The 23945-nt window shown below is 66.7% G+C and carries 23 protein-coding genes; 14 read left to right on the top strand and 9 right to left on the bottom strand.

Annotated elements, in window-relative coordinates; all coding sequences use genetic code 11:
- Positions 1–34: 34 nt before the first annotated feature.
- On the bottom strand, positions 35–373 hold the full coding sequence (locus tag ACW18C_RS09180; protein ID WP_008261682.1) for a P-II family nitrogen regulator: 339 nt from the start codon (positions 371–373) through the stop codon (positions 35–37).
- 114 nt (positions 374–487) lie between these two features.
- Here ACW18C_RS09180 and ACW18C_RS09175 point away from each other — a divergent pair, with 114 nt between their 5' ends.
- The 7 genes from ACW18C_RS09175 to ACW18C_RS09145 all read left to right on the top strand — a co-directional run bounded on the left by ACW18C_RS09175 (position 488) and on the right by ACW18C_RS09145 (position 8661).
- Positions 488–1324, top strand: coding sequence for an NAD(P)H-hydrate dehydratase (locus ACW18C_RS09175; RefSeq protein ID WP_426025967.1), 837 nt, complete (start codon positions 488–490; stop codon positions 1322–1324).
- A 184-nt stretch (positions 1325–1508) separates the two neighbouring features.
- A complete protein-coding gene (locus ACW18C_RS09170) occupies positions 1509–2879 on the top strand; it encodes an MFS transporter (protein WP_492070575.1) in 1371 nt (456 codons plus the stop codon).
- 171 nt (positions 2880–3050) lie between these two features.
- Positions 3051–3641 carry a hypothetical protein gene (locus ACW18C_RS09165; protein ID WP_492070573.1) on the top strand — a complete coding sequence of 197 codons (591 nt, stop codon included), beginning with the start codon at positions 3051–3053 and terminating at the stop codon, positions 3639–3641.
- 148 nt (positions 3642–3789) lie between these two features.
- The gene (locus ACW18C_RS09160; RefSeq protein WP_008263118.1) at positions 3790–4410 is read left to right on the top strand and encodes a hypothetical protein; all 621 of its coding nucleotides are present in this window, start codon (positions 3790–3792) and stop codon (positions 4408–4410) included.
- Positions 4411–4515: 105 nt separating this feature from the next.
- A complete protein-coding gene (locus ACW18C_RS09155) occupies positions 4516–5283 on the top strand; it encodes a fimbrial biogenesis chaperone (RefSeq protein WP_492070571.1) in 768 nt (255 codons plus the stop codon).
- 4 nt (positions 5284–5287) lie between these two features.
- On the top strand, positions 5288–7714 hold the full coding sequence (locus ACW18C_RS09150) for a fimbria/pilus outer membrane usher protein (RefSeq protein WP_492070569.1): 2427 nt from the start codon (positions 5288–5290) through the stop codon (positions 7712–7714).
- Positions 7711–8661 (top strand): hypothetical protein, encoded by a 951-nt coding sequence (locus ACW18C_RS09145; RefSeq protein WP_492070568.1) that lies wholly within the window; start codon positions 7711–7713, stop codon positions 8659–8661. The genes ACW18C_RS09150 and ACW18C_RS09145 overlap by 4 nt, the downstream gene beginning before the upstream one ends.
- On the opposite strand, the gene ACW18C_RS09140 is transcribed toward ACW18C_RS09145, so the two are convergent.
- Positions 8658–9092 (bottom strand): hypothetical protein, encoded by a 435-nt coding sequence (locus tag ACW18C_RS09140; RefSeq protein ID WP_492070566.1) that lies wholly within the window; start codon positions 9090–9092, stop codon positions 8658–8660. The genes ACW18C_RS09145 and ACW18C_RS09140 overlap by 4 nt on opposite strands.
- Positions 9093–9172: 80 nt before the next feature.
- Positions 9173–10165: a helix-turn-helix domain-containing protein gene (locus tag ACW18C_RS09135; RefSeq protein ID WP_492070564.1), complete on the bottom strand. Its 993-nt coding sequence runs from the start codon at positions 10163–10165 to the stop codon at positions 9173–9175.
- A gap of 279 nt (positions 10166–10444) precedes the next feature.
- Here ACW18C_RS09135 and ACW18C_RS09130 point away from each other — a divergent pair, with 279 nt between their 5' ends.
- Positions 10445–11062 carry a helix-turn-helix transcriptional regulator gene (locus ACW18C_RS09130; RefSeq protein ID WP_492070563.1) on the top strand — a complete coding sequence of 206 codons (618 nt, stop codon included), beginning with the start codon at positions 10445–10447 and terminating at the stop codon, positions 11060–11062.
- A 187-nt stretch (positions 11063–11249) separates the two neighbouring features.
- The gene (locus tag ACW18C_RS09125; protein ID WP_492070561.1) at positions 11250–13238 is read left to right on the top strand and encodes a phosphocholine-specific phospholipase C; all 1989 of its coding nucleotides are present in this window, start codon (positions 11250–11252) and stop codon (positions 13236–13238) included.
- A gap of 65 nt (positions 13239–13303) precedes the next feature.
- Here ACW18C_RS09125 and ACW18C_RS09120 read toward each other — a convergent pair whose 3' ends face one another.
- From ACW18C_RS09120 to ACW18C_RS09110, 3 genes are all read right to left on the bottom strand, one after another.
- The gene (locus ACW18C_RS09120) at positions 13304–15349 is read right to left on the bottom strand and encodes a TonB-dependent receptor (RefSeq protein ID WP_492070560.1); all 2046 of its coding nucleotides are present in this window, start codon (positions 15347–15349) and stop codon (positions 13304–13306) included.
- Positions 15350–15498: 149 nt separating this feature from the next.
- Positions 15499–15693 carry a DUF2842 domain-containing protein gene (locus ACW18C_RS09115; RefSeq protein ID WP_035310276.1) on the bottom strand — a complete coding sequence of 65 codons (195 nt, stop codon included), beginning with the start codon at positions 15691–15693 and terminating at the stop codon, positions 15499–15501.
- Positions 15693–15944: a hypothetical protein gene (locus ACW18C_RS09110; RefSeq protein ID WP_008260584.1), complete on the bottom strand. Its 252-nt coding sequence runs from the start codon at positions 15942–15944 to the stop codon at positions 15693–15695. Before ACW18C_RS09110 ends, ACW18C_RS09115 begins: the two co-directional genes overlap by 1 nt.
- Before the next feature lie 135 nt (positions 15945–16079).
- Here ACW18C_RS09110 and ACW18C_RS09105 point away from each other — a divergent pair, with 135 nt between their 5' ends.
- Positions 16080–17180, top strand: a complete 1101-nt coding sequence (locus tag ACW18C_RS09105) for a COX15/CtaA family protein (protein ID WP_492070558.1) — start codon at positions 16080–16082, stop codon at positions 17178–17180.
- On the opposite strand, the gene ACW18C_RS09100 is transcribed toward ACW18C_RS09105, so the two are convergent.
- Positions 17149–18549, bottom strand: a complete 1401-nt coding sequence (locus ACW18C_RS09100) for an alkaline phosphatase PhoX (RefSeq protein ID WP_492070556.1) — start codon at positions 18547–18549, stop codon at positions 17149–17151. The two genes, ACW18C_RS09105 and ACW18C_RS09100, sit on opposite strands and share 32 nt — an antisense overlap.
- A 265-nt stretch (positions 18550–18814) precedes the next feature.
- Between ACW18C_RS09100 and rplM the strand changes: the two genes are divergently transcribed.
- From rplM to msrB, 4 genes are all read left to right on the top strand, one after another.
- Positions 18815–19288, top strand: coding sequence for a 50S ribosomal protein L13 (gene rplM, locus ACW18C_RS09095; protein ID WP_183196355.1), 474 nt, complete (start codon positions 18815–18817; stop codon positions 19286–19288).
- A 2-nt stretch (positions 19289–19290) separates the two neighbouring features.
- On the top strand, positions 19291–19785 hold the full coding sequence (gene rpsI, locus ACW18C_RS09090; RefSeq protein WP_008260755.1) for a 30S ribosomal protein S9: 495 nt from the start codon (positions 19291–19293) through the stop codon (positions 19783–19785).
- A 101-nt stretch (positions 19786–19886) separates the two neighbouring features.
- Positions 19887–20822 (top strand): N-acetyl-gamma-glutamyl-phosphate reductase, encoded by a 936-nt coding sequence (gene argC, locus ACW18C_RS09085; RefSeq protein ID WP_492070554.1) that lies wholly within the window; start codon positions 19887–19889, stop codon positions 20820–20822.
- Between the two features lie 64 nt (positions 20823–20886).
- The gene (msrB, locus tag ACW18C_RS09080; protein ID WP_426025955.1) at positions 20887–21390 is read left to right on the top strand and encodes a peptide-methionine (R)-S-oxide reductase MsrB; all 504 of its coding nucleotides are present in this window, start codon (positions 20887–20889) and stop codon (positions 21388–21390) included.
- Here the strand turns inward: msrB and ACW18C_RS09075 are convergent.
- Positions 21387–21764, bottom strand: a complete 378-nt coding sequence (locus tag ACW18C_RS09075; RefSeq protein ID WP_035310266.1) for a hypothetical protein — start codon at positions 21762–21764, stop codon at positions 21387–21389. The genes msrB and ACW18C_RS09075 overlap by 4 nt on opposite strands.
- On the bottom strand, positions 21761–23845 hold the full coding sequence (gene phaC, locus ACW18C_RS09070; protein WP_492070552.1) for a class I poly(R)-hydroxyalkanoic acid synthase: 2085 nt from the start codon (positions 23843–23845) through the stop codon (positions 21761–21763). The genes ACW18C_RS09075 and phaC overlap by 4 nt, the downstream gene beginning before the upstream one ends.
- Positions 23846–23945: the final 100 nt, after the last annotated feature.

The raw sequence follows: 23945 nt of genomic DNA, 5'->3' as shown, positions 1-23945 counted from the left end.
GACGCGCCGGCCGCCGGAGGAGGGGTACGCGAACTCAGACGGCCTGGGCCCCGGTCTCGCCGGTGCGGATACGGATCACCTCGGCGACGTCGGACACGAAAATCTTGCCGTCGCCGATCTTGCCAGTGCGGGCCGAGGTCTGAATGGCCTCGACGACCGCAGGGGCGAGATCGTCGGCGACGACCACCTCGATCTTGATCTTGGGCAGGAAGTCGATGACGTATTCGGCGCCGCGATACAGCTCTGAATGACCCTTCTGGCGGCCATATCCCTTGGCCTCCAACACAGTCATGCCTTGCACGCCGACGTCCTGGAGCGCCTCTTTGACGTCATCCAGCTTGAAAGGCTTGATGATGGCTTCAATCTTCTTCATGGCGACCCCTGAGCGGCGTGCGGAATGCAGCGGCGCTCGGGCGGGAATGGGACACATCAAGGCCGTTCAAAGCAAGCGGTTTTCGCAGAAAAGTCACGGATATTCGGAGCCCGGATGATAGAAACCAACGACCCGGCGATCTGGCGCAATTTTCTTCCGTGGCCGGGCGCGGAAACGCACAAGCATGCGCGGGGGCGCCTTGGGGTCGTCTCGGGTCGGGCGCACCAGACCGGGGCGGCGCGGCTGGCGGCGCGGGCCGGACTGCGGATCGGGGCCGGGGTGGTGCGTATCTACTGCCCCCCCGACGCGGTCGCTGTGATCGCCCCGGCGATCGAGGCCGTCATGCTGACTCCCTTCGCCTCGGCCGAGGCGCTGGCGCGCGAGGTCGAGGAGATGGACGCGGTCGTGGTGGGCCCGGCGGCGGGTCTGGACGAGGCGACCGTGGCCAATATCCAGGCCCTGGCGTCCAGCGGCGCCGCCCTGGTGATCGACGCCGACGGCCTGTCGGTGTTCAAGGGGCGCAGCGCCGAACTGTTCGCCCTGCTGGACCGCGATGATGTTCTCACCCCGCACGAGGGTGAGTTCGAACGCCTCTTCCCGGGTCTGCTTCACAGGGGGCGAGTGGCCGCCGCAGCCGAGGCGGCGGAGCGCGCCCAGGCCGTCGTGGTGCTGAAGGGCGCCGAGACCGTCATCGCCGCGCCGGACGGTCGTCTTCGCATCAATCGCAACGGGTCGCCCTGGCTGGCCACCGCGGGAACCGGCGACGTCCTGTCCGGGATGATCGGCGGTCTGATGGCCCAGCGCATGGACAGTTTTGACGCCGCCTGCGCCGCCGTGTGGATCCACGCCGACGCCGCCGACCGATTCGGACCGGGCCTGATCGCCGAGGACCTGAGCGAGACCTCGCCGGTCTCGCTCAGGGCGTTGTGGATGGCTGATCGCCAAGGGTGAGGGCGTCGCGGACGTCCTGCCCCTGACGAATTCTGAAACCCCCTGAGATCCCATTGTGGAACGCGTATTGGGAGCCTGCGCGACCGCCAGGCCTGGACTGCGGCCTGTTTCAAAACGGGACTATCGGAAGACGCCTGCAGCGCCTATTGCAGACCGCCTGAAGTGAAAAGGGTCTGTATTACATATGAGTTTTGCCTCGGGGGCGGTCCTGCGGCCCGGCCAGTCGGCGCACGCTGCGTCGTCGAAGGTCGGGCTGGGCACAGTGTTGCTTCTGGCGTCTGTGCAGTTCGCGGCCTTTGTGGATCGCGCTGTGCCGTCTGTCGTCGCTGGAGCGCTGAAGGGCGAGTTCGACCTGACGGACCGCCAGATCGGCGCTCTGCAGGGCCCGGCCTTCGCCCTGACCTATGCGGGGGCCATGCTGGCGGCGGGGCACTGGGGGCGGCGGATCGAGCCCTTCCGGCTGATGGCGCTTTGCGTGGCCGTCTGGACGGTCGGCGGCGCAGCCTTCGCTCTGGCCTCGAGTTATGAAGCCCTGATGGCGGCGCGGATGGTGCTGGGGGTCGGCCAGGCCGCCTTTGCGCCTACCGCTCTTATGATCCTTGGGTCGTCGAGCGTCGGCATGGGGCGGGCGCGCGCCGTTTCGATGTTCACAAGCGGGTCGGCCGCCGGACGAAGCGGCAGCTTCTTTCTGGTGGGCGCAATTCTGTTGCTGGTCGGAGGGCAGACCGTGGCGGGCCTTTCACCCTGGCGCTCGGCCTCCCTGATTCCGATCCTGCTCAACCTCGGCCTGATCGGCGGCCTTCTCTGGAAGGCGCGAGGGCGTCGGATGGTTTCGGCGGAACCGACGCGGGGCCTGCGCACGGCCGTCAGCTGGCTCGCCGGGGACGGACGAGCGGTGTTCGGGCTTATGGGGGCAAGCGCCGGGTGCGTGCTGTCGATTCAGGCGGCGGGCGCCTGGATGCCGTCCATCCTTGCGCGCGCGCATGAACTCAGCAGCGGTCACGCCGCGATCGCGATCGGCGGCGTGGTGCTGGTCGCGGCTCCTGCGGGCCATTTGACGGCCGGATGGCTGTTGGGGCTCGAACGCATGAAGGCGTCGGGACCGGCGCCGGTCATGGCGGGCGCCTTGGCCGTTTCGGTGCTCGCCGCCTTTGGATTGATGACCACGACCTGGCTGCCGATGACGCTTGCATGCCTGAGTCTGCTGGTCGCGAGCAGCGGCATGGCCGCCGCGTCGGCGCTGATCGGATTGCAGCCGCTGACGCCTGATCCGATCCGCAGCGGGGTGAACGCCATCTTCCTGGCCGCCGTGTCCGTCGTCGGCGTCGGACTGGGGCCGTGGGTCACCGGCGTGGTCAGCGACCGGAATATCGATACGCGGTTCGGTCTTGCGACCAGCCTGGCGTGTGTCGTCATGGTTGTAGCCGCGGTCGTGATTCCCCTGGCGCTCTGGCAAGGCCGGCGCTGGATTTCCGGCCCAAATGCCCCTGGTTTCGGGTCTGAGCCCCCTCGGATGCCGGTGGCGTTTAATTCCCCAATCAGGCGAAATACATAAAAACGCTGAGGAAAATTATATCGTCCACAGCGATATACCCAAATCTGGCGACGCTTAATGTTTTCTTAACTGCAACAGTCCGGTCAGCGAGACGCCCGAACCTAGGGCGCCGCGGGGGGACGGGCATTGCACGCTATCCAGCACGCGAATGTCGGCGGTGAGCCGACGTGGATGCGCCGCCGTGCGCGACACCCAGCCGGTTACGCCGCCCTGGGTCTGGCGATCCTCACCGTCCTCGCATCCGCAGCGCCTGCCGCCGCGCAGGACGCCGGCGTGGACATCACCGTCTCAGCCGTCATTCCAGGTCGGTGTGGTTTCAGCCGGATTGCGCCGACGCCTCTGCGCGGCGTCACCCCGGATCTGGAGACAGCCCAGACGTTCAGCGTCTCTCTGCCGCTCGACTGCAACACGCCTTTCGCCGTCGGCGTTCGGGGTGAAAAGGGCCGTCTGGTCAACACCACCGGCGCACCCGACGGGTCGGGATACGCCTTCGACAAGACCTATGGCGTACGTCTGACGCTGGAAACCAGCGAAGGCGACGTGCGCAGCGGTCGCTGCCTGTCCGACCAGATCGTGGCCGGTGGAAACTGCGACTTCGCATCGGACCAGCCGGGCAGGGGCCTGGGCTCTGGCTCAGGCATCGCGGCGCCGGGCGGCGTGACCTTGACCATCGACTGGCCGGACCAGTCCACGCTGAACCAGCGCCTCGCCGCGGGCGACTACAGCGACACCATTACTCTTGTCGTCGGAGCGCGCGCCTGATGCGCACGCCCTCGGCCGGATCGGCGCATCGCGCCCTATCGAATTCGTCGACCGCATATCGCGGGCGACGGAGCCCTCGACGGGCCTTCCGCCCGCTCGAAAACACGCCGGGCTTCTCCGGCGCTCAATCCAAGACGGAGACTACCCTATGAAGCGTATCGTTTTCGCGGCCTCGGCCGCTGCTCTCGCCCTGACCGCCGCCGGCGCCGCCTCGGCTCAAGACAGCCAATCCGTCGCGATCAACGCCTCGGTCGCCGCCAAGTGCGGCGTCTCGGCTCAAGCCACCACCGTGACCCTGGCCGGCGACCTGACCGACTCGGAAGCCAAGGTCCGCAGCGGCGTGACCACTGAAATCGCAGACGCCCTGAACGGCGCCCGCATCATCGCCTTCTGCAACGGCGTGAACAATTCGGTCACCGTCGACCGCGCCGTTCTGGCCCGCACCGGCGCCACCGGCAACGGCCTGACCGAGGGCGGCTTCGCCCAGTTCATCCGCTACAACCTGGACACCACGATCAACGGTCTGGCCCTGGACACCACCAGCACCGCCGGCGCCTCGAACGTGGCCCAGCGCTTCGGCGGCCACGTCAGCCTGAGCGACAGCAACACGCACGTTCGTTTCGCCCAAGCGGCGTCGAACGGCGGCGCTGTGGCGACGTCGGGCGGTTCGAGCGACATCGCGACCAACTGGGGTTCCAACACCGACCGTAGGCTGGCCGCTGGCGCCTACACCGGCTCGGTCAATGTGACCGTTGCTCCGGGCGCCTAAGCCCCAATAAGCGCCGACGTTCCCACGGGGCGTCGGCGTCCGTCGGACCGGTCCCCCCGCACAGGGCCGGTCCGACCCCCCTTTGGATCCACCAGGTAGTTTCCCATGATGCCCGCCGCCGCCCGACGCCTCGTCGGAGTCCTTCTAACTGCTGCGGCCTTGCTGGCCTCGGGCATTCCCGCCACGGCGTTGAATGTTCAGCCGGTGATCATCGATCTCCTGTCTTCTGGCCGGCGCACCTCGACGGTGCTGACGCTCCAGAACACTTTTTCCACCACAGTTCCGGTCGAACTGACCGCCCGCCGCTTGGACGTCGTCGACGGCGAATTGCGCGAAACCGATGTCGAGGCCGAAGACCTTCTGGTCTTCCCGGCCCAGGCCACCGTGGAGCCGGGCCAGTCCCAGGCGTTCCGGATTCAGTGGGTCGGCGACCCCGAGATGCAGGCCAGCCAGCACTTCTTCGTCACGGTCGCCCAGTTGCCTGTCGTGCTGCCTGAAAACCAGAACGCGATTCAGGTGCTGTATAATTTCAAGGTTCTGGTCAGCGTCGGCGCGCCCGGAGCCGTGTCCGCCCTCGCAGTCCAATCGGTGGCGATCGAGACCGGCGAGGACGGCGTCGGCCGCCCTGTGCTCATGGTCAGCAACTCCGGCAACACCTACGGCTATGTCGGCAAGAACCGTCTGACCCTGGTGCAGCGCGCGCCGAATGGCGACGAAATCCTGCGCGAATCCTGGGAGCCCGAGCAACTGCAGCAGCTGATGGGCCTGGGCCTGGTGCCTTCGGGCGCCACGCGCCGGCTGCCGATCAATATTCGCCTGCCGCAGCCGAATGGCGCGGTGACGGTCGAACTGACGCCGGTTCAGGATCGGTGATCGTGTGATCGACGCTCAACCGCCTTCCTATTATTCCGCCGCGTCAGAGGCGGCGTTCGAAGTGATTCAGACCGCACCCCCGTCGCCGGCGCTGAACCCTTCCGGCCGCGACGTCTACCTCGGCGGACCGCTGAAGGACGGCCCCTTCATCCTGGGCGAGATTTCTTACCTGCTGACCGCCGACGCGCGTATCCAGGTGGACGTCGATCCGCTTCTGGACCTGCTTCAGCCCGTGATTTCGCCGGCCTCCTGGCAGGCGCTGGCCAGCGCCCTGGCGGGCCGGCAGCGGGTCTCGACCGTCGAACTGACGGACCTCGGCTTTCCGATCGCCTATGATCCGGCCACCTTCGGTCTGACGCTGTCGATCAGCCCTGATGTGCGGCCCAGAACCAGCCTGAGCATTTCCGGGGGACGTGAACAGTTTCGCGGGCCCGTGGCCAAGCCCGCAAACCTTTCGGCCTATGTGACCACCTATCTGACGACCGACTATGTACACGTGGGCGAAGACACCGGCTTCGGCACGCCCAGCCTGCTGATCGACAGCGCGGTCCGATTCCGGGGGGTCGTCCTCGAGAACGAAGCGACCCTGGAGGATTCGTTCATCCGCGAGGGTACGCGTCTGGTCTACGACGACGTCGCACGCACCGGGCGCTGGACGGCCGGTGATCTGAGACCCCAGGCGCGGGGTTTTTCGGGGGCCAGCCCTATCGCGGGCCTGTCGCTGGAGCGGGTCTACGCCGATCTCGATCCCCAACGGAACATCCAGCCGAGGGGCCAACGGTCCTTCACCCTGGTACGGCCTTCGACGGTGGAGGTGTTCATAAACGGCCGCTCGGTTCAGCAGACGCGGCTGAACCCCGGCTCCTATGACGTCAGCGACTTTCCCTTCGCCCAGGGCGGCAATGACGTGCGGCTGGTGATCCGCGACGATGCGGGCGTCGAGAGCGTCTTCTCCTTCTCCATCTTCTTCGACCGAAGCCTGCTTGCGGCCGGCTTGACGGAATTCGGCTTCTACGCGGGCACACGCACAGACTTCGATCAGGGCGGCCGGAAATACTCGGGGGACGCGGCCGGGTCGGGCTTCTATCGGCGCGGCCTGACCGACGATCTGACGGCGGGCGCCAACTTCCAGGCCAGCGCACGCGGCGGCGTGGTGGGCGGTGAAATCGTCTGGGCGGCGCCGATCGGCACGATCGGCATGAATCTGGCCGGATCGTCCATCGCCGATATCGGCGAAGGCTATGCGTTGAACCTCAGCTTCGAACGCGTCTTCGGCGCCGACCGAAGCAGCGCCCGTTCCTTGAACGCCACGGTCCAAACCATCAGTGAATCCTTCGCCACGCCCGGCGTCGAACTGGCGGACAATCCCTTCGCCTATGAGGCCGGGGTCACCTATTCGCAGTCGATCGGCACGACCCAGTATGTGTCGGCGGACGTCTTCTATTCCGTGGGGCGGGGCGCACGAGAAGACCAGGCGTCGGCCCGCGCAAGCTACGGCTGGCGCGCCAGCGGCCGGCTGCTGTTCAACGCCGAGGCTAATTTCGAGAAGCGCCAGAACCGCACCGAGACCGGCATCCGGTTTGGCCTCACCTATCGCATGGGCTCCTACGCCAGCGCGACGGCGGAGGTCGACAGTCGCCGCAATCGGGCGCGTGTCGGGTACCAGACCTCGCGCGGACGGGGCGTCGGCTCCTGGAGCGCGGCGGCGAACCTGGACACGTCCGAAGACGCGGCCGGGGTCAATGGGTCGTTCACAGCCCTGCTGAACCGCGCCGAAATCGGCGGGTCCCATCTGACGTCGTTCAACGCCGACAGCGGCGAAATCTCGGATCAGCGGACCTCGTTCCGGGCCGGGGGCGCGCTGGTCTATGCGGACGGCAAGATGGCGGTGTCGCGCCCGATCTACGACAGTTTCGCCCTGTTCGCGCCTCACGCCAGCCTGAAGGATTCCCAAGTCTATGTGGAGCCCCGTGAGGGGAACTACACTGCACGGTCCGGTCGGCTGGGCGGGGCCGTTACGCCTGAACTCAGCGCCTATTCGCCGCGCACGGTGATGTTCGACGTGCCGGACGCGCCTACCGGCTACGACATCGGCGCCGGCTCGGTGCAACTGCTTCCGCCCTACCGGTCCGGCTATCTGATCACCGTCGGTTCGGACTATTCGGTCTCGGCCACCGGCCAGCTTGTCCAGGCGGACGGCGGGCCGCTGAAGCTCCTGGTCGGCACTGCCTATGAGATGGCGCGACCGGATCAACCCGGCGTGCGGATGTTCACGAACAACGCCGGCCGCTTCGCCGTTCAGGGCCTTCGGCCGGGCCGTTGGCGGATCGAGGCCGGGGTCGACGGCGCGCAGACCTATATGATCGTCATTCCCGCTGGCGCGGACGGCCTGGTCCGTCTGGGCGTCATCACACCGGAGCCCCGCCCATGAAGATCGTTTTGCCGACCGGTCTCGCCGCGCTCGCGCTGATGTTCGCGCCCGCCGCCGCACAGGCCGGATGCGCAGGGTTCGAGTCGCAGGGAACGGGTCTGTCCGTTCGCTACGATCCGTTCTCGGGCGCGCCAATCAATCATGCATTCAACATCCGGGTCAGCCGGACCGATCCTTCCGTGACGGCTGTCCGCTTCATCCTGGTCGACCCTGACCCCCGGGGCGGTCGTTCGCAGTTCGGGGCGGGCGGGCCACAGGGTTACGATGTCGAATGGGCGCGGGACTCTTCCCGGCCGGTGTTTTTCAGCGGCGCAGAACAGCCCAATGCGACCAATGGCGCCGTGGTCAGCTTCAAGGCCGGGCCTGCGGGCGACGTCGTCAACGAGAGTTTCCGGCTGATGGCGCCGGCCGGCCAGTCTGTGGGATCGGGAGACTATTACGAACCGCTCGAGGTTCGTTACGTCTGCTACTCGGGCGAGGAGCGGCTCGACGCGGCGGAGATTCAGCAGGCCGGCCGGGTCGCGCTGGATATGGAAACGCCGGACATGATTTCGGCCTTTATCGGATCCGCAGGCATGCGACGGGGCGAGATCGACCTGGGCGTCCTGAATCCCGATCAGTCCTTCAGCGGAACCGTGGTCGTGACCGCGCAGTCGACCTCGCCCTACGAGTTGAGCGTGTCGTCGAAATGGGGCGTGCTGCGTCGTGGCGACGCGGATGCCGCCGGCCTTCGCTATTCGATGCGTCTGGGCGGAATTCCGGTCGAGGCGGGGGCGGCTCTGGTGTGCGACCGCACGCCGGCGCCCTCTGGCCGCAGCCATCCGCTGCAGGTCACGGTCAGCGGCGAGGACGTGTCCGCCCAGCCCGCCGGCGCCTACAGCGACGTGGTGACCCTGACCTTTTCTCCGCGGCTCGGGCTGTCGCCCGGCGCCGGCTGTTCGATCTAGAAGATCATGCCTTTGGCTTCGGCCCGGAGGCTCAGGCTCATGGCGTCCTGAGGCGACGACAGGATGATGCCGAGGTCGCGCTGGCGGAACGCCGGCTGATTGCTGTCGATGATGACCGTCTGGGTGGCCGTCGAGGAAAGCGGCACACGCTGGCCGTCGACCACGGCGAAGGCGTCGACCAGGCCGGCGGGATGGTTGAGGATCAGGCGATAACCCTCGACGTTGTTGCAGAGCTCGGTCATTCGGCCCAGGCCGGTTTCGCCGGTTTCGAAGGCGGGGATGACGGCCGCGCCGACCTCGACCCGGCAGATGGTTCGAACTGTCGCTCGAATGCCTATCGAAACCCCGCCGGCGAGGGCAGGGGCGACGCCCAGCAGGGAGATGGCCGCGGCAAGCGTGGCCGTTTTCAGAATGTCAGAGCGCGAAACCATCAGGCGTCCTTCCAGGAGCTAGGCTTCACATTTATCCGCTCCGCCTGAAAGTCACTTTAACCGGCGTGGTCAACGCCTGTTTACCTTACCTCGACCATCCAGGACGCCCAGCGCCGTTTGATCGTCTCCAGGCGACGCGTCGGGTCATCGACCATCTGGCGGTAGGCGGCAGGGGATAGGCCGAAGCGGGCGCGGAAACGGCTGCGCATGTCCGCTTCGTTGCGGAAGGCGTATCGGAGCGCCAGTTCGGCGAGCGGCGTGGTGTCGTCCGAGCGATCCAGCGTGGTGCGAACCGCCGCCAGCCGCCGGCTTTGAATGAAACTGTCGACGCCGCCGTGGGGCGCGAGCAGCCGGTATAGCGTGGCCCTGGAAACGCCGGTCTCCCTGGCGATGACGCCTGCATTGAGCCCGGGATCGCCGAGACCTTGCTCGATGATCCTCTGGATGGCCTCGCGGCGATCAAATTCCATCCGCCGTTTCGAAGCCGTGGCGCCGCCGCCTGTCGGGCCGACGGCGAGACCCAGCAGATCCACAAAGGTCCGGGACACCGTCGGAAGCGCATCATGCTCGAGCGCGTCGGCCCGGCGACACAAGGAAAGAAGATAGTCCCCCAGCAGACCGGCTTGATCGGGGTCCAGCACCCGGCCATGCAGGCCGTTGGCGGCGCCGGCCGCGGCCTCGATCAGATCACGGGCCACGCTGACCGTGATGAGACGTCCATCCGGGATCGTGGTTCGGGTCTGTCGGCGAAGATCCTGAAGCACCAGGTCGCCCGGGTGGGCCTGTTCGAAACCGCTGACCTCGCTGCCGACGAGAACGCCCTCGACCACCAGATGAACGACGAAATGGGAAAAGCCGTTGAGACCGACGCGCTGCGCCGGTCGCGCGTGTCCGACGCCCGTCAGCCGACGATCAAACAGGATGAGACGATCCAGCCGATGAGCCGTGACTTGAGCGGACACGGCCTGTCCGCTTGAGACCACGTCCGCGCCGCCGTCATATAGGCCGCGATAGGCTTCGGCGGCTTCGGGCGGCGTCAGGCCTTGCGTCGAAAAGCTGAAGCTTTCGATCATGACCCGGCGTTGGCCCGTCGGGGGCTCCGCACGTGGTCTGTCGGAAGCGATACTGTGCGCCCAACGGGCAAGATGAAAAGCGGGGAAGTGAATCCCTGTTTGGTACGCGGCACTGACTATCCTGATCTCGGCGAGATGGTGATGCAGGATTGGCGCCATCCTCAGCAGACGAAGCGAATCCGATCCTCCAGTCTCAATCGTGAGATCAAGGGCGCAATACCCACACTTGGGGATGGGGCGTACTTATAGCCAAGCCAGACTATTAATCTCTGGTAAACCATGTCGCTCCCGATGACTTCTCGGCTCGTTGCGCTGGCAGGCGGAACGGGACGGGAGGATGAGGCTCCCTCTCTTCACCTGTCCCGTTGGTTCGCCAACCACGCCATCGCCTGCCTTTTCCTTTCCGCACAGACCCTGGAGGTGCTGGATGCGAACGCCGCAGCCATCCGCCTGGTCGATGCGTCTGATGAACTCGCGCTCAGCGGCGGCAAGCTGGTCGTCCGTGGCAAGGCGGCGGCGGAACAGTTCCGCCGGTTCGTCTACAGTCTCGACGGAGCCCCCGAGATCCACATGGTCGGCGATCACCACAGGCCGCTTCTCATGCGCGTGGAAAGGGTCGACGAGACCGATGTGATCGCCGTTCAGCTTTTCCCGATCGCCCAGGACGAGGATCAAAGCCTGTGGGCGAACATGGGCGTGATCTTCGGCCTGACGCCGTCGGAGGATCGTCTGATCAAGCTTTTGGTCGGCGGCGCCAATATCAAGACCCTGTCCGAAGATCTCGGCATCAGCGTCGAGACCGCACGGACTCACGTCCGGCGTTCCTATTTGAAGATCGGGGTGAGCAATCGCGAGCAACTGTTCGCCGCCGTCGCGCCCTACCGGCTTAAGGGTTGATCGTCGCGCTGCCTTGGAGCTGAACGGCGCATCCTCTTGAGCCGGCGCGTGGTGTTGATTGTCACAGTCGAGTTCTAAGCCCGGCGGAAGCAGCGCTGATGACGGCGCTGTCGTCTTCACGCTCGCCTGAACCGCACGTATTTCAAGCCGGCGGGTTCGACCGTTCCAAGTTAAACGGGGATCACCCATGCCCAAGATCGACCGCCGCGGCCTGTTGGCCGGCCTGACCGCCGCCGCCGCCTTTCCCTCGCTGGCGCGGGCCCTGAGCATCGCGCCGAAGGTGCGAACGGGTACGATCCAGGACGTCGACCATGTGGTCATCCTGATGCAGGAGAACCGCTCCTTCGATCATTATTTCGGCACGATGAACGGGGTGCGAGGCTTCTCCGATCCTCATCCGGCCCCTGCGCCCGGCGTCGACGGCCGCGCGCGCGACGTGCTGCTTCAACATGACGGCGGCGGCGAGGGGCCGGCCTGGCTGGCGCCCTTCCCGTTGAACACGCGTCAGACCTTCGCCCATATGCGGGTCGAGGGCACGCCGCACAGCTGGCCCGACGCCCAGGCGGCCTGGGACGACGGCCGGATGGGCCGCTGGCCCGAGGCCAAGCACGCCCATTCGATGGGCTATTATGAGCGCGCCGACATTCCGTTCCAGTACGCCATGGCCGACGCCTTCACCCTGTGCGACGCCTATTTCTGTTCGCTTCAGACCGGCACCAATCCGAACCGGGTCATGCTGTGGTCGGGTTGTAACGACGGGTCGGGTGAGCGCGGCGGCCCCTGTATCGGCAATTCCCACGACACCCTGCCGGGCGAGGGCGAGGCCATGGAGCCCTATCGCTGGACCACCTATGTCGAGCGGCTGCAGGCGGCGGGGATCGACTGGCGCGTCTATCAGGACATGGCCGACAACTTCACCGACAACCCCCTGGTCGGGTTCGAGGCCTTCCAGAAGGCGGTCGCCGGGGCGCCGGGGTCCGACCCGGCCCTGGTCGAGCGCGGCCTGACCACGCGGGCGCTGGACGGGCTGAAGGCCGATGTCCTGGCCGGACGTCTGCCGCAGGTGTCCTATGTCATCGCCACCGCCAGCGGCTCGGAACACCCCGGCCCGTCCAGCCCGGCCCAGGGCGCCGACTATACGGCCCAGGTGATCGACGCCCTGACCGCCGACCCCGAGGTCTGGGCGCGCACGGTCCTGCTGGTCAATTTCGACGAGAACGACGGCTTCTTCGACCATGTGCCGCCGCCGGCGCCGCCGTCGCGCGATGCGGCGGGCGGACTGAAGGGCGGCTCGACCGTCGATCTGGCGGGCGAATATCACGTTCAGCCCAGCCCCGCCGACGCGCGTCTGGACCTGCCGGAATACCGCGGCCGTCCCTACGGCCTGGGACCGCGGGTGCCCATGTATGTGCTGTCGCCCTGGAGCCGGGGCGGTCGGGTCAATTCCGAGGTGTTCGACCACACCTCGGTGATCCGGTTCCTGGAGGCCCGTTTCGGGGTCATGGAGCCCAATATCTCGCCCTGGCGGCGCGCAGTGTGCGGCGACCTGACGTCCTGCCTCGACTTCTCCGGCGTGGACGCCCGGCCCGTGCCTCTGCCGGCGACCCAGGCGGACGCGGCGCGCGCCGCCGCCCTGGACGGCCGCACCACCCCGCCGACCCCCGCCGAACCGACGCGCCCGCACCAGGTCGCCGGCTTCCGCCCGGCCTGTCCCAGCGTCTACGCCCTGGAATGCGAGCGCGAGACGGCGGGCGACCGGGTGCGGTTGAGCTTCGTCAACACGGGCAACCGCGCGGCGGTCTTTCATGTCTATGACCGGATGAACCTGGAGGCCGGGCCGCGCCGCTATACGGTCGAAGGCGGCCAACGGCTTCAGGACGACTGGAGCACGGCCGGCGGCGTCGATCTGCAGGTCATGGGGCCGGACGGCTTCCACCGACGGTTCGTCGGCGCGGGGGACGAAGTCGTGTCCGCGCGCCTGGACTGGCGCGGCGCGGCGCCCGTTCTGGTCCTGACAGGCAGGGGCGCGGCGGAGGTGACGACCGGCGCAGGCGTTCGATCCCTCGCCGTCGACGGCGAACACCGGATGGATCTCGCCTGGGACGACGCCAACCATCGCTATGATATTGCGGTCGAAGCTGCGGGTTGGCGAAGCGAGTTCGCCGGGCGCGGGTGATCAATACAAAAGAAAAGGGGCGGCGTCGCTGATGCGACGCCGCCCCGACACGGTTTCCGCCCGGATCAGAAGCGGTAGGCGACGCCGACCCGCAGGTTGCGACCGGGCAGAGGCGCGATGTCCTTGAGGAAGGAGACGTGTTCGCGAGCTTCCTCGTCGGTCAGGTTGCGCGCCTCGGCGAAGACGGTGACGTTTCGATCCGTCAGCGGACGCCAGGCGGCGGCCAGGTTCAGCAGGGTGTAGTCGTCGGTCGGCAGTTCGTATTCGTTCGCGACCCGGTCCTGTTCCCCGACATGGCGCACCTCGACGCTGGCGTCGAACGGCGTGGAGGTCCAGGCGACGCGGCCGGTCAGGGAATAGGGCGGAATACGCGCCGCCGGACCCAGGTCCGTCTGGGCGTGGACAAAGTCGGCGGCGGCTTCCAGCGACAGTTTGCGGTCGCCGTTCTGCCAGGCCGTGTAGGAGCCTTCGGCTTCGAAACCATAGAAGCGGGCGTCGGTCTGGACGAACTGATAGACCGGGAATTCCTCGTTCTCTTCCTCGAACAGGAAGGTTTCGCCGGTGGCGCGCTCGTCGATGAAGCCGTCGTACCAGGAATGGTAGACGTGCAGGTCGCCTGTGAACCGGCCGCGATCATAGTGCGCGGTGGCTTCGAGCGTATTGACCTTTTCGCTGTTCAGATTGACGTCGCCGGTCTCGTAGGCGGCGGTGGCGATGTGCACCCCGTCGGCGAAAAGCTCCACCTCGCTGGGCGCGCGTTCGTTGTGCGCCAGGCTCAGTCCCAGGAACAGGCCGGGCGCGGGCCGCAGGAAGGCGGCGGCCGAGGCCGACCAGTTGTCGAATGTGCGATCCACCTGGCGGTCTTCGCCGATCGGCGTGGCGCTCAGTTCGCGACGATCATAACGCAGGCCGCCCTCGAAACCGTAGCCTTGGCGGTCCAGACGCTGGACCGTGTAGACGCCCAGTTCGTCGATGTCGGTCGTCGGAACAAAGGCTTCCTCGCCGATGGCCTGGAAGTTGCGCGAAAGGGATTGCACCCCGACCGCGCCGTTCCAATCGCCGCGCTTGCGTTGCACCAGGTCGGCGCGGCCTTCCCAGCCGTCTGAGTTGAAGACGGTGCCGGGCTGGCCGACATCCTCAAACTCGGTGTGGGTGTACTCAGCGTGGCCGTAGGATCCGCGCAAAGCCGAGAAGGGGCCGTCGTCGAAGCGATATTCGCCCCGAACATCATAGCGTTCCTGGTTCAGCTTGATGAAGACGGTCTCCTCGGCGACCGTGCCGTATTCACTGTCGGTATTCTTGTAGGAGGCGCCCAGGAATCCCTTGTCGCCGATATAGGATCCGCCGACGCCCCAGGCCTCCAGATCCGAATAACTGTTGGGCTGGGATCCGCCTTCGCCACGATCCACGCCGTCGACGGCGGCCTTGCGGGCGGACAGCGCCGGGGCGGGAATGTCGTAATCGTCCGACTTGCGCTTCACGCCATCGATGTTGAAGGCGAAATTGCCGCGGCCGAGGGTGACGCGGCCGAACGCGCTGCGGCCGTCGTCGACGCTGGACGCCTGGGTCGAGACGACGCCCGACATACCACCCTCGGGAATTGCAGTCGGGATGCGTTCGTCGATGACATTGACCACGCCGCCGATGGCCGATCCGCCATACACCAGCGTCGCCGGTCCGCGGATGATTTCGATGCGGCTGGCCTCGGCCGGGTCTGTGGCCACGGCGTGGTCGGGCGAGACTGAACTGGCGTCGATCAAGCCGATGCCGTTGGTCAACACCTGCACGCGGGGGCCGGAGAGACCGCGAATGACCGGGCGGCTCGCGCCGGGGGCGAAGTCGGTCGAACGGATGCCGGGGCGAGTGCTGACCAGATCGCCCAGAGAAACGGCCGGCGCGGTGGCCAGGGTCTGGGCGTCGATCACGTCTGTGGCGATCGTCGTGGCGCGCTGGCTTATGCCATAGGGCGCGCCGGTGACGATGATGTCGTCAAGATCGACGGGCTTGGGGGCGGTCGGGGTCGGGGCGGTCTGGGCCGAAGCGGCGCCCGCGAGCAAGGCGGAGGCGGCGGCTCCAAGCAACAAGGAGCGGGAGGAGGAAGTCAGACGCATGAGAAATCTTTCACCGGAGGGTGATGTAGTTATGAGATAACATCACACTTGGTCAAGACTGTCGCAGCCCCCGCGCGCTTCATCCTCAAGGCCTGTGGCGGATGGGAGACTGTGATCGGTGACCTGGAACTGTCAGGTCCCATGAAGGGTCAGCCCCGCTCGGCCCACTTCAACAGGGGAATGAGCGGCAGGCCCCAGGCTGTGCCGCCCACGCCGAAGAACAGGAAGTCGATCCAGGGGGAGGCCGGCAGGAGCCCGCGCAGGGCGATCAGGCCCCAGACCCAGAAGATCAAAAAGGCCAGCACGCCGACCGCCGCGACGAATCGGCGCGCACGGGGCGGCATCAGCGCTTGTTCCGGAACAGGAAGAAGGCGACCAGGCAGACGCCGGAGCCGATCAGGGCCCAGGGCACCCAGGCCCAGCTGTCCATGGTGCTGACGGCGAAAACCCGCACCGCCAGGAACCAGCCGCAGGCCAGGCCCACGCCGGACACCAGGCTGGTTCCGCCAAAGCCACGGCGGCCGGTGAGCAGATCGGCGATCCAGGCCAGCAGAAGTCCGCCCAGAACGGCGGCGACGATGTCGGCGTATTCCAACCCTGATCTCCTGCGGCGTCAGCGCCGTTAACTCAATCCGACTCGATCTTGTCGCGTCGGGCGGGCATACCGCCACGGTCGCGATTTGGTCACGGTCGAGCGCGACACCATATCCGGGTCAGTGTCGGGCGTCGAATGAACCGTTTCGGAAATCCAGATCGCAATCGCGCCGTCGCCGTGTGGCTGTTCGCCACGGCGGCCGTCGTCTTCCTGATGGTGGTGGTCGGCGGCATCACCCGCCTGACCGGATCGGGTCTGTCGATCACGGAATGGCAGCCCATCATGGGCGCGGTTCCGCCGCTGAACGACGCCCAGTGGGCCGAGGCCTTCGACAAGTACAAACAGATTCCCCAGTACGCCCAGATCAACGCCGGCATGAGCCTGGGCGAATTCCAGGGCATCTTCTGGTGGGAATGGCTGCACCGCCTGATCGGGCGTGTGGTCGGCCTGGTGTTCGCCCTGCCGCTGGTCTTCTTCCTGGCGTGCAGGATGTCGCCGCAGCGTTCGGTCCTGCGCCAATGGGCCATGCCCGACCGGCTGATCTGGCGCTGCCTGCTGTTGCTGGCCCTGGGCGGGCTTCAGGGGCTGATCGGCTGGTGGATGGTGTCCAGCGGCCTGTCGGAGCGGGTCAGCGTCGCGCCCGAGCGTCTGGCGACCCACCTGGGTCTTGCCTTCGTTCTGTTCGCCGCCCTGATCTGGACCGGGCTTGAGGCCTGGAACGGCGAGGATCACGGGCGCGCGCCGGGCGGATGGGCGCGCGGTGCCGGGATTCTGCTGGGCGTGGTCTTCGTCCAGTGTCTGCTGGGCGCCCTGGTCGCGGGCGGTCACGCGGGACTGGTCTATACCGACTGGCCGCTGATGGACGGGACGGTCCTGCCGCCGGCCGACTGGAGCCTGGGCGCCGGGGCCTTCCTGCATGACAAGGCCCTGATCCAGTTCAATCACCGGCTTGTGGCCTATGGGCTGCTGATCGCCGTCAGCATCTACGCCTTCCAGGCCTGGCGTTGGCGCGTGGCCGAGGGAATGGGGCTTGCGGCCTTTGTCCTGGCCGCCGTGGTCTGGCTTCAGGCCGTGCTGGGGATCGTCACCCTGATGCACGCCGTGCCGGTATGGCTGGGCGTGCTGCACCAGGCCGGGGCCGCCGTCGTCCTGGCTGTGGCGACGGCGAACCTTTGGCTGGTGCTGCGGGCTCAGCCCCGGATCTTCATGTCCGGACCGAGGACCATGGTCCGGTGATGGCCACGGTGAGACCCGGGTACTGGATGTTGACGAACAGGGTCCGGCCGTCGGGGGCGAATACCGCGCCCGCGAACTCGGAATTGCCCTGAAACACGTTGCGCCCCAGGGTGTAGAGCTTGCCCTCGGGCGTGACGCCCTTCAGGTGGTTGCGGACTTCGGTCGAATAGTTGTCTTCGCAGACGATCAGATGGCCCCAAGGCGCGATGGTGATGTTGTCGCCCATGTTCAGGGTCTTCACATCGGTGCTTTCAACGAACAACTGCACACGGCCGGGATGACGCGTCTCGCCGGAACGACCTTCTTCGGGCGAGGGGACATAGCGCAGGATTTGACCGCGCTGGATCGGTCCGCCCGAGGTGGCGGTCAGATACAGCTCGCCGTCGCCCCACCAGATGCCCTCGGCGCGGGCCACCAGGGCGGCGCCTTGAGCATGACCGCGTCGACGCAGGTCGCCTTTGGGGCTTTCGACCTCCTCCATGTCGATCCAGTCCACTTCGCGCCAGTCTCCGATAGACCAGATGCGATCGGCGTGGTTCGAGGTGTCGGCGCCCCGGTGGCCGCGCAGGACCATGGCCTGCAGTCGGCCGCCCCTGGCCAGTTCGCCGGGGGTGTCGGGAATGAAGCGATAGAAGAGACCGTCGCCTTGATCCTCGGTCAGATAGAGGATCCCGGTCCGGGGATCGACGCAGACGGCCTCGTGCTCGAACCGCCCCATGGCCTTCAGCGGGACCGGATCGACGAGACCCTCGGCGCGAGCCGGCACCTCGAAGACATAGCCATGATCCTTGGTCACGTCCGAGTCGGTCGGAAGCTCGCTCGTCTCCTCGCAACTGAGCCATGACCCCCAGGGCGTCTGACCGCCGCAGCAGTTGGTGCTGGTGCCGGCCAGGCTGAGGTGTTGACGTTCGGTGCGGCCGGTCGACAGGTCATAGATGACTGTGGTCGTGCCGCCGGGCAGGGGGCGCCCGTCCTTGTAGGTGTCATAGGCGCGGCTGACGTCCAGCCGGCCGATCCGTTCCTGATTATAGCCGCCCGGCCCCCAGTTGCGGTGGCTGGCCGATGAACCCTTCAGTTCGTGATTGCGGACCAGGGCGACGCGGGTGTCGTCCAGGGCGAAACACCCCATGCCGTCGAACTGTCCCGGCACCAGAAGGCCGTCGGCCATGGTCTCTCCGCCTTGAGAGACAATGCGGTAGGAAAAGCCTTCCGGCAGGTCCAGCACGCCGTTGGGATCACGCTTGAGAGGGCCGTAGCCGATGACCTCGTTGAGGTAGGTCTCCTCCTCGGCGGCTTTGACGCTCTGCGCCAGGCCCGAAAAGGCGAGGGCGGCGCTGGAGGCTATGAGGCCGCGGCGGTGAAGGATCATGGGAGAGCTCCGAAGGATTTGGTCCCCCGATGACTCCGAATGGCTATGGTTTGATGACGAACGCCGTTAATTTGTAACGGCAGGCAGGTCAATTTGACGGGTATTTTAATACCGTATATGAAATACCTCATTAAAACAATAGGTTATCTCTACTGTTCGGCTTTAAGGCGCGTTGACGCGGCGTATCGTCTCCTGTATCAGCGCGCCTTCATTCGGTTCCCTCGGGGGCCGGACCCGATTTTCGTCTCCAGGAACCCCCTCAATGCTGAAGAGCACCACGGCTTCGTTGAAGCCGGCCGAGGTCGAGAAGAAATGGATCCACATCGACGCCGAAGGCGTCGTGGTGGGCCGTCTCGCGACCTTCATCGCCAACCGTCTGCGCGGCAAGCACCGCGGCGACTACACCCCGCACGTTGACTGCGGCGACTATGTCGTCGTCACCAACGTCGACAAGGTGGTGTTCACCGGCAAGAAGTCGACCGACAAGGTCTATTATCGCCACACCGGCCACCCGGGCGGCGTCAAGTCGACGACCCCGGAGAAGGTTCTGGGCGGTCGCTTCCCCGAGCGCGTGCTCGAGAAGGCCGTCGAGCGCATGCTGCCGAAGGAAAGCCCGCTGGCCCGCAAGCAGATGACGCACCTGCGCCTGTTCGCCGGCGGCGCGCACGAACATGAAGCCCAGCAACCGGAAACGATCGACTTCAAGTCGGCGTCGCCCAAGAACACCCGGAGCGTCTGAGCATGACCGACGTGACCAACACCGAAGCCGCCACCGGTTTCGACGCCCTGAAGGGCCTGAGCTCTTCGGTCGAGAACGACGCCCCCGTCTATGTCCAGAAGCTGGACGCCCAGGGCCGCGCCTATTCGACCGGCAAGCGCAAGAACGCCATCGCCCGCGTCTGGGTGAAGCCCGGCACCGGCAAGATCACCATCAACGGCAAGGACCAGGAGCAGTATTTCGCTCGTCCCGTGCTGCGCATGATGATCGCCCAGCCGCTGACCGTCTCGGACCGCGCCACGCAATATGACGTCGTCTGCACCGTCGAAGGTTCTGGCCTGTCCGGCCAGGCCGGCGCCATCCGCCACGGCCTGTCGCACGCCCTGACGCATTTCGAACCGGAACTGCGCAAGGTTCTGAAGCCGCACGGCTTCCTGACTCGCGACAGCCGCGTCGTCGAGCGTAAGAAGTACGGCCGCGCCAAGGCTCGCCGCAGCTTCCAGTTCTCGAAGCGCTAATCGCAGTTTCGCGATTTGGATTTGGGGCGCTTCGGGGAGACCCGGAGCGCCCTTTTTCTTGCCTCTCTCCTCTCGCATGTGAGGAGGGTCAGGAGCAGCCTATGACCCACACCATCTTCATCGACGGCGAAGCCGGCACCACGGGCCTCGAGATCCGCGAGCGGCTGGAGGCGCGTTCCGATCTGGAGCTGATCCTGCTGGGCGACCGTCGGCGCGATGTCGAGGCGCGGCGAGAGGCCTTGAACAGCGCCGACGCCGTGATTTTGTGCCTGCCCGATGATGCGGCGCGCGAGGCGGTGGCCATGGTGGAGAACCCGTCGGTCAAGGTGATCGACGCCTCGACTGCCTTTCGGGTCGCGCCGGGCTGGGCCTATGGCTTTCCCGAAATGGATGCAGGCCAGCGCGATCTGATCGCGCGGTCACAGTTCGTATCCAACCCCGGCTGCTATCCTACCGGCTTCATCGGCCTGATGCGGCCGCTGGTGAAGGCGGGCTTGGTTCCTGCCGGCCATCCGGTCACGGTCAATGCGGTCTCGGGCTATTCTGGCGGCGGCAAGGCTATGATCGCCGAGTTCGAAGCGGAAGGCGCTGCAACCGCCTATCGCGCCTATGGTCTGTCGCTGAAGCACAAACACGTGCCGGAGATGACGAAACACACGGGGCTGAGCCGCGAGGTGCTGTTCGCCCCCGCAGTGGGGAATTACCGCCAGGGCATGCTGGTCGAGGTTCCGCTTCACCTGGCCGCCCTGCCGGAAACCCCGTCGGTCGAGCGGATCCACGGCGCCCTGGTCGAGGCCTATGACGACCAGTATTTCGTCGAGGTGGCCGATCTGGACGAGACCGAGGCCATGACGGGTCTGGAGCCCGAGGGGCTGAACGGCACCAACCGCCTGCGTCTGCACGTGTTCGGCGACCGGTCCGGCGAACAGGCGCGTCTGGTCGCTCTGCTGGACAACCTGGGCAAGGGGGCCTCGGGCGCGGCGGTGCAGAACCTCAACATCCTGCTGGGCCTGGATGAGGCGACCGGTCTGATCTGAAGCCCTGATCGGGAGAAGAAACGAGGCGAGAAACCTTTCCCCTCGTCCCGTCGTACTGGGTGGCATGACCCAGTCCCCGATCCTCCATCGACGCGGCCTTCTAGCAGGCGCCGGCGCTCTGGCCCTGGCCGCCTGTTCGCCCGAACCGTCCCAGGCGGGGCAGGGGGCCTACGCCGCCTCGCCCTATCGTCGCGTGTCGGACGCCGACTGGCGACGGCGGCTCGGCGACGCGGCCTGGCGCGTGATGCGTCACGAGGACACCGAACGCCCCTACACCAGCCCGCTGAACGACGAACATCGCCGTGGGACCTTCGTCTGCAAGGGCTGCGACCTGCCGCTGTTCCGCTCGAACTGGAAGTTTGACTCCCACACCGGCTGGCCCAGCTTCTATCAGGTCATCGCCGCCAACATCGGCCGCAAGCGCGACCTGGCCATCGGCATTCCCCGCACCGAATACCACTGCGCCCGCTGCCTGGGGCATCAGGGGCATGTGTTCAACGACGGACCGCGCCCCACAGGCCTACGCTATTGCAACAACGGCGTGGCGCTGAAGTTCGTGGCCGCCTAGCCGCGATTGGCGCGCACAGCCGAATCGACCGTCACCCCGAACCAGACCGCCGCAATGATGATCAGCAGGCCGTAGTCGTGGCCCGGCAGGAAGACCGGGGCGACGGCGGCGGCGATGACCAGCGCGGGAAACAGGCCGGCCCAGGCGGCGGTTCCGGGCGAGGCCGCACGGATGACCGGCTGCGGCGTCGGGCGGTTCATCCGGCGGGCCATCCAGCCGTTCAGGGCGACGAACAGGACCGAACAGACGACGGCGCTGATCACATATTTCGCCGTATTGCCCGGCTCGCCGAAGGTGGCCGCCGTCATGATCAGCAGGATCAGGGCGACGCCCGTGCTGACGGCCAGCAGGATATTGGGTTCGATACGGTTCAAGACTTCACTTTCACATACAGACCCGGCGCCGGCGCCAGGGGCGGGAGCGGACCCTTAGCAGGGTCGCGCGCCGGAATCCTGGCCCCCGAACGATCATGCAGCCAGCCGGCCCAGTGGTCCCACCAGCTGCCCGGATGTTCGACGGCCCCGGCCTGCCACTCGGCCAGGGTCCCGGGCAGGGCGGGGTTGGTCCAGTGCTGGTATTTCCGCGCCGCCGGGGCGTTGATCACCCCGGCGATATGGCCGGACCCGGCCAGGGTGAAGGTCACGTCCGGGCTGCCGAACAGACGGGCCGAGCGATAGACCGAGTTCATCGGGGCGATGTGATCCTCGCGGCTGGCCTGGAAATACAGGGGGATGGCGACCTTCGACAGGTCCGCCGTCAGGCCGCCGATCTCGAACACGCCGCGCGCCAGGGCGTTGGCGCCGTACATCTGGCGCAGATAGGCCAGGTGCAGGGTCTTGGGCATCCGGGTCTGGTCGGCGTTCCAGAACAGCAGGTCGAAGGCCGGCGGATCCTTGCCCAGCAGATAGTTGCTGATGAAGAAGGACCAGATCAGGTCGTTGGAGCGCAGGGCGTTGAAGGTGTCGGCCATGGCGGCGCCGGGCAGGACCCCGCCGGCGGCGTCCATCTGGCGTTCGATCTCGGCGATCCAGTGTTCGTCGGTGAACAGCAGCAGATCGCCGGCCTCGGCGAAGTCGTGCTGGGCGGCGAAGAAGGTGGCGGCGGCGACGCGCGTGTCGCCCTTCGCCGCCATATGGGCCAGGGCTGCGCCCAGCAGGGTGCCGCCGATGCAATAGCCGACCGCGTTCAGCCGGTCTGCGCCGGTCTGCTCCAGCGTCTTGTCGATGGCGCGATAGACGCCTTTTTCGAGATAGTCGTCGAAGCCGAGGCCCGCCTTGTCGAGGCCCGGATTGACCCAGGAACAGACGAAGACGGTGAAGCCCTGGGCCGACAGCCAGCGGATCATCGAATTGGTCGGCTGGAGGTCGAGAATATAGAATTTGTTGATCCAGGGCGGGAAGATCAGCAGGGGGATCTGATGCTGGGTCTCGGTCGCCGCATCGTACTGGATCAGTTCGAACAGGTCGTCGCGCCACACCACCTGCCCCGGCGCGGTGGCGACGTTCTCGCCGACGACGAACTTGCCGTCATCGGCCTGGCTGATGCGCAGCGAACCGCCGCCGCGTTCCAGATCGGCGGCGAAATTCTGCATCCCCTTCACCAGGGATTCGCCGCTGGTCTCGGCCAGGGCCTTCAGGGCCACCGGGTTGGAGGCCAGGAAGTTGGACGGCGAGAAGGCGTCGGTCAGCAGGCGGGTGAAGAACTGGGCGCGCTGCTTGACCGCCGGATCGACGTCCTCGACCCCCGCGATCAGCCCGTTCATCCAGTCCGAGGTCAGCAGATAGGAGCGGCGCATCATGTCGAACATCGGATTGTCCGACCAGGCGGGATCCTTGAACCGCTTGTCGACGGGGGCGGGCGGCATCGGCTCGCCGGCCGCCTGACGCGCCGTGCCGGTCCACAGGTCCATATAGCGGCTGAACAGGTCGGCCTGGGCCTGGAAGAGCTTTTCGGGACGGGAGGCCAGGCTGCTCATGATCGAGGTCATGGCGGGGGCGACATGGAACGGGTCGGGCGACAGGGCGGCGGGGCGGTCCGCCTGGAACAGGGCGGCCTCGGCGAGCGCGCTCTGGGCCATCATGGCCGCCTTGGCCAGGTTCATCGACAGGGTTTCGAGCAGTTGGGCCTGGTCGGCGCCGGGGAAGGGGGCGGGGGCGGGTTCAGCAGGCGTCTCGGCGGAAGGAGCGGCGTCCGACGAGTCGATCCTGGGGTCAGGCGCCGGAGTCTTGGCGCGGGGCGGGCGGGGCTTGGCCGAGGTCGGGCGACCGGGCTTGCGCGGCGTCTTGGCGACCGGGGCGTCATCAAGCGCCATGGGCCCGGGCGTCTTGGCCGCCGCAGGTTTGGACGCCGCTGACTTGGACACCGCTGACTTGGACACGCCGGGCTTGGCCTTCCGGGCGTCGCCCTTTGGAGCGGGCTGGGACGTCGGGGTCTTGTTCTTCGGAGCTTGGGCCATGAATTTCCTTCGCCTTCCTGGGTTCGGAGGACTGGTTCGACGCCTCGCCCTTCCGCACGAAGCGATGATGGCATAAGACCGACCCCGACATGAACGCGCA

The organism is Brevundimonas sp. FV1ye7S (genome assembly GCF_058680995.1).
This window is presented reverse-complemented; position numbering and strand designations above follow the sequence as displayed.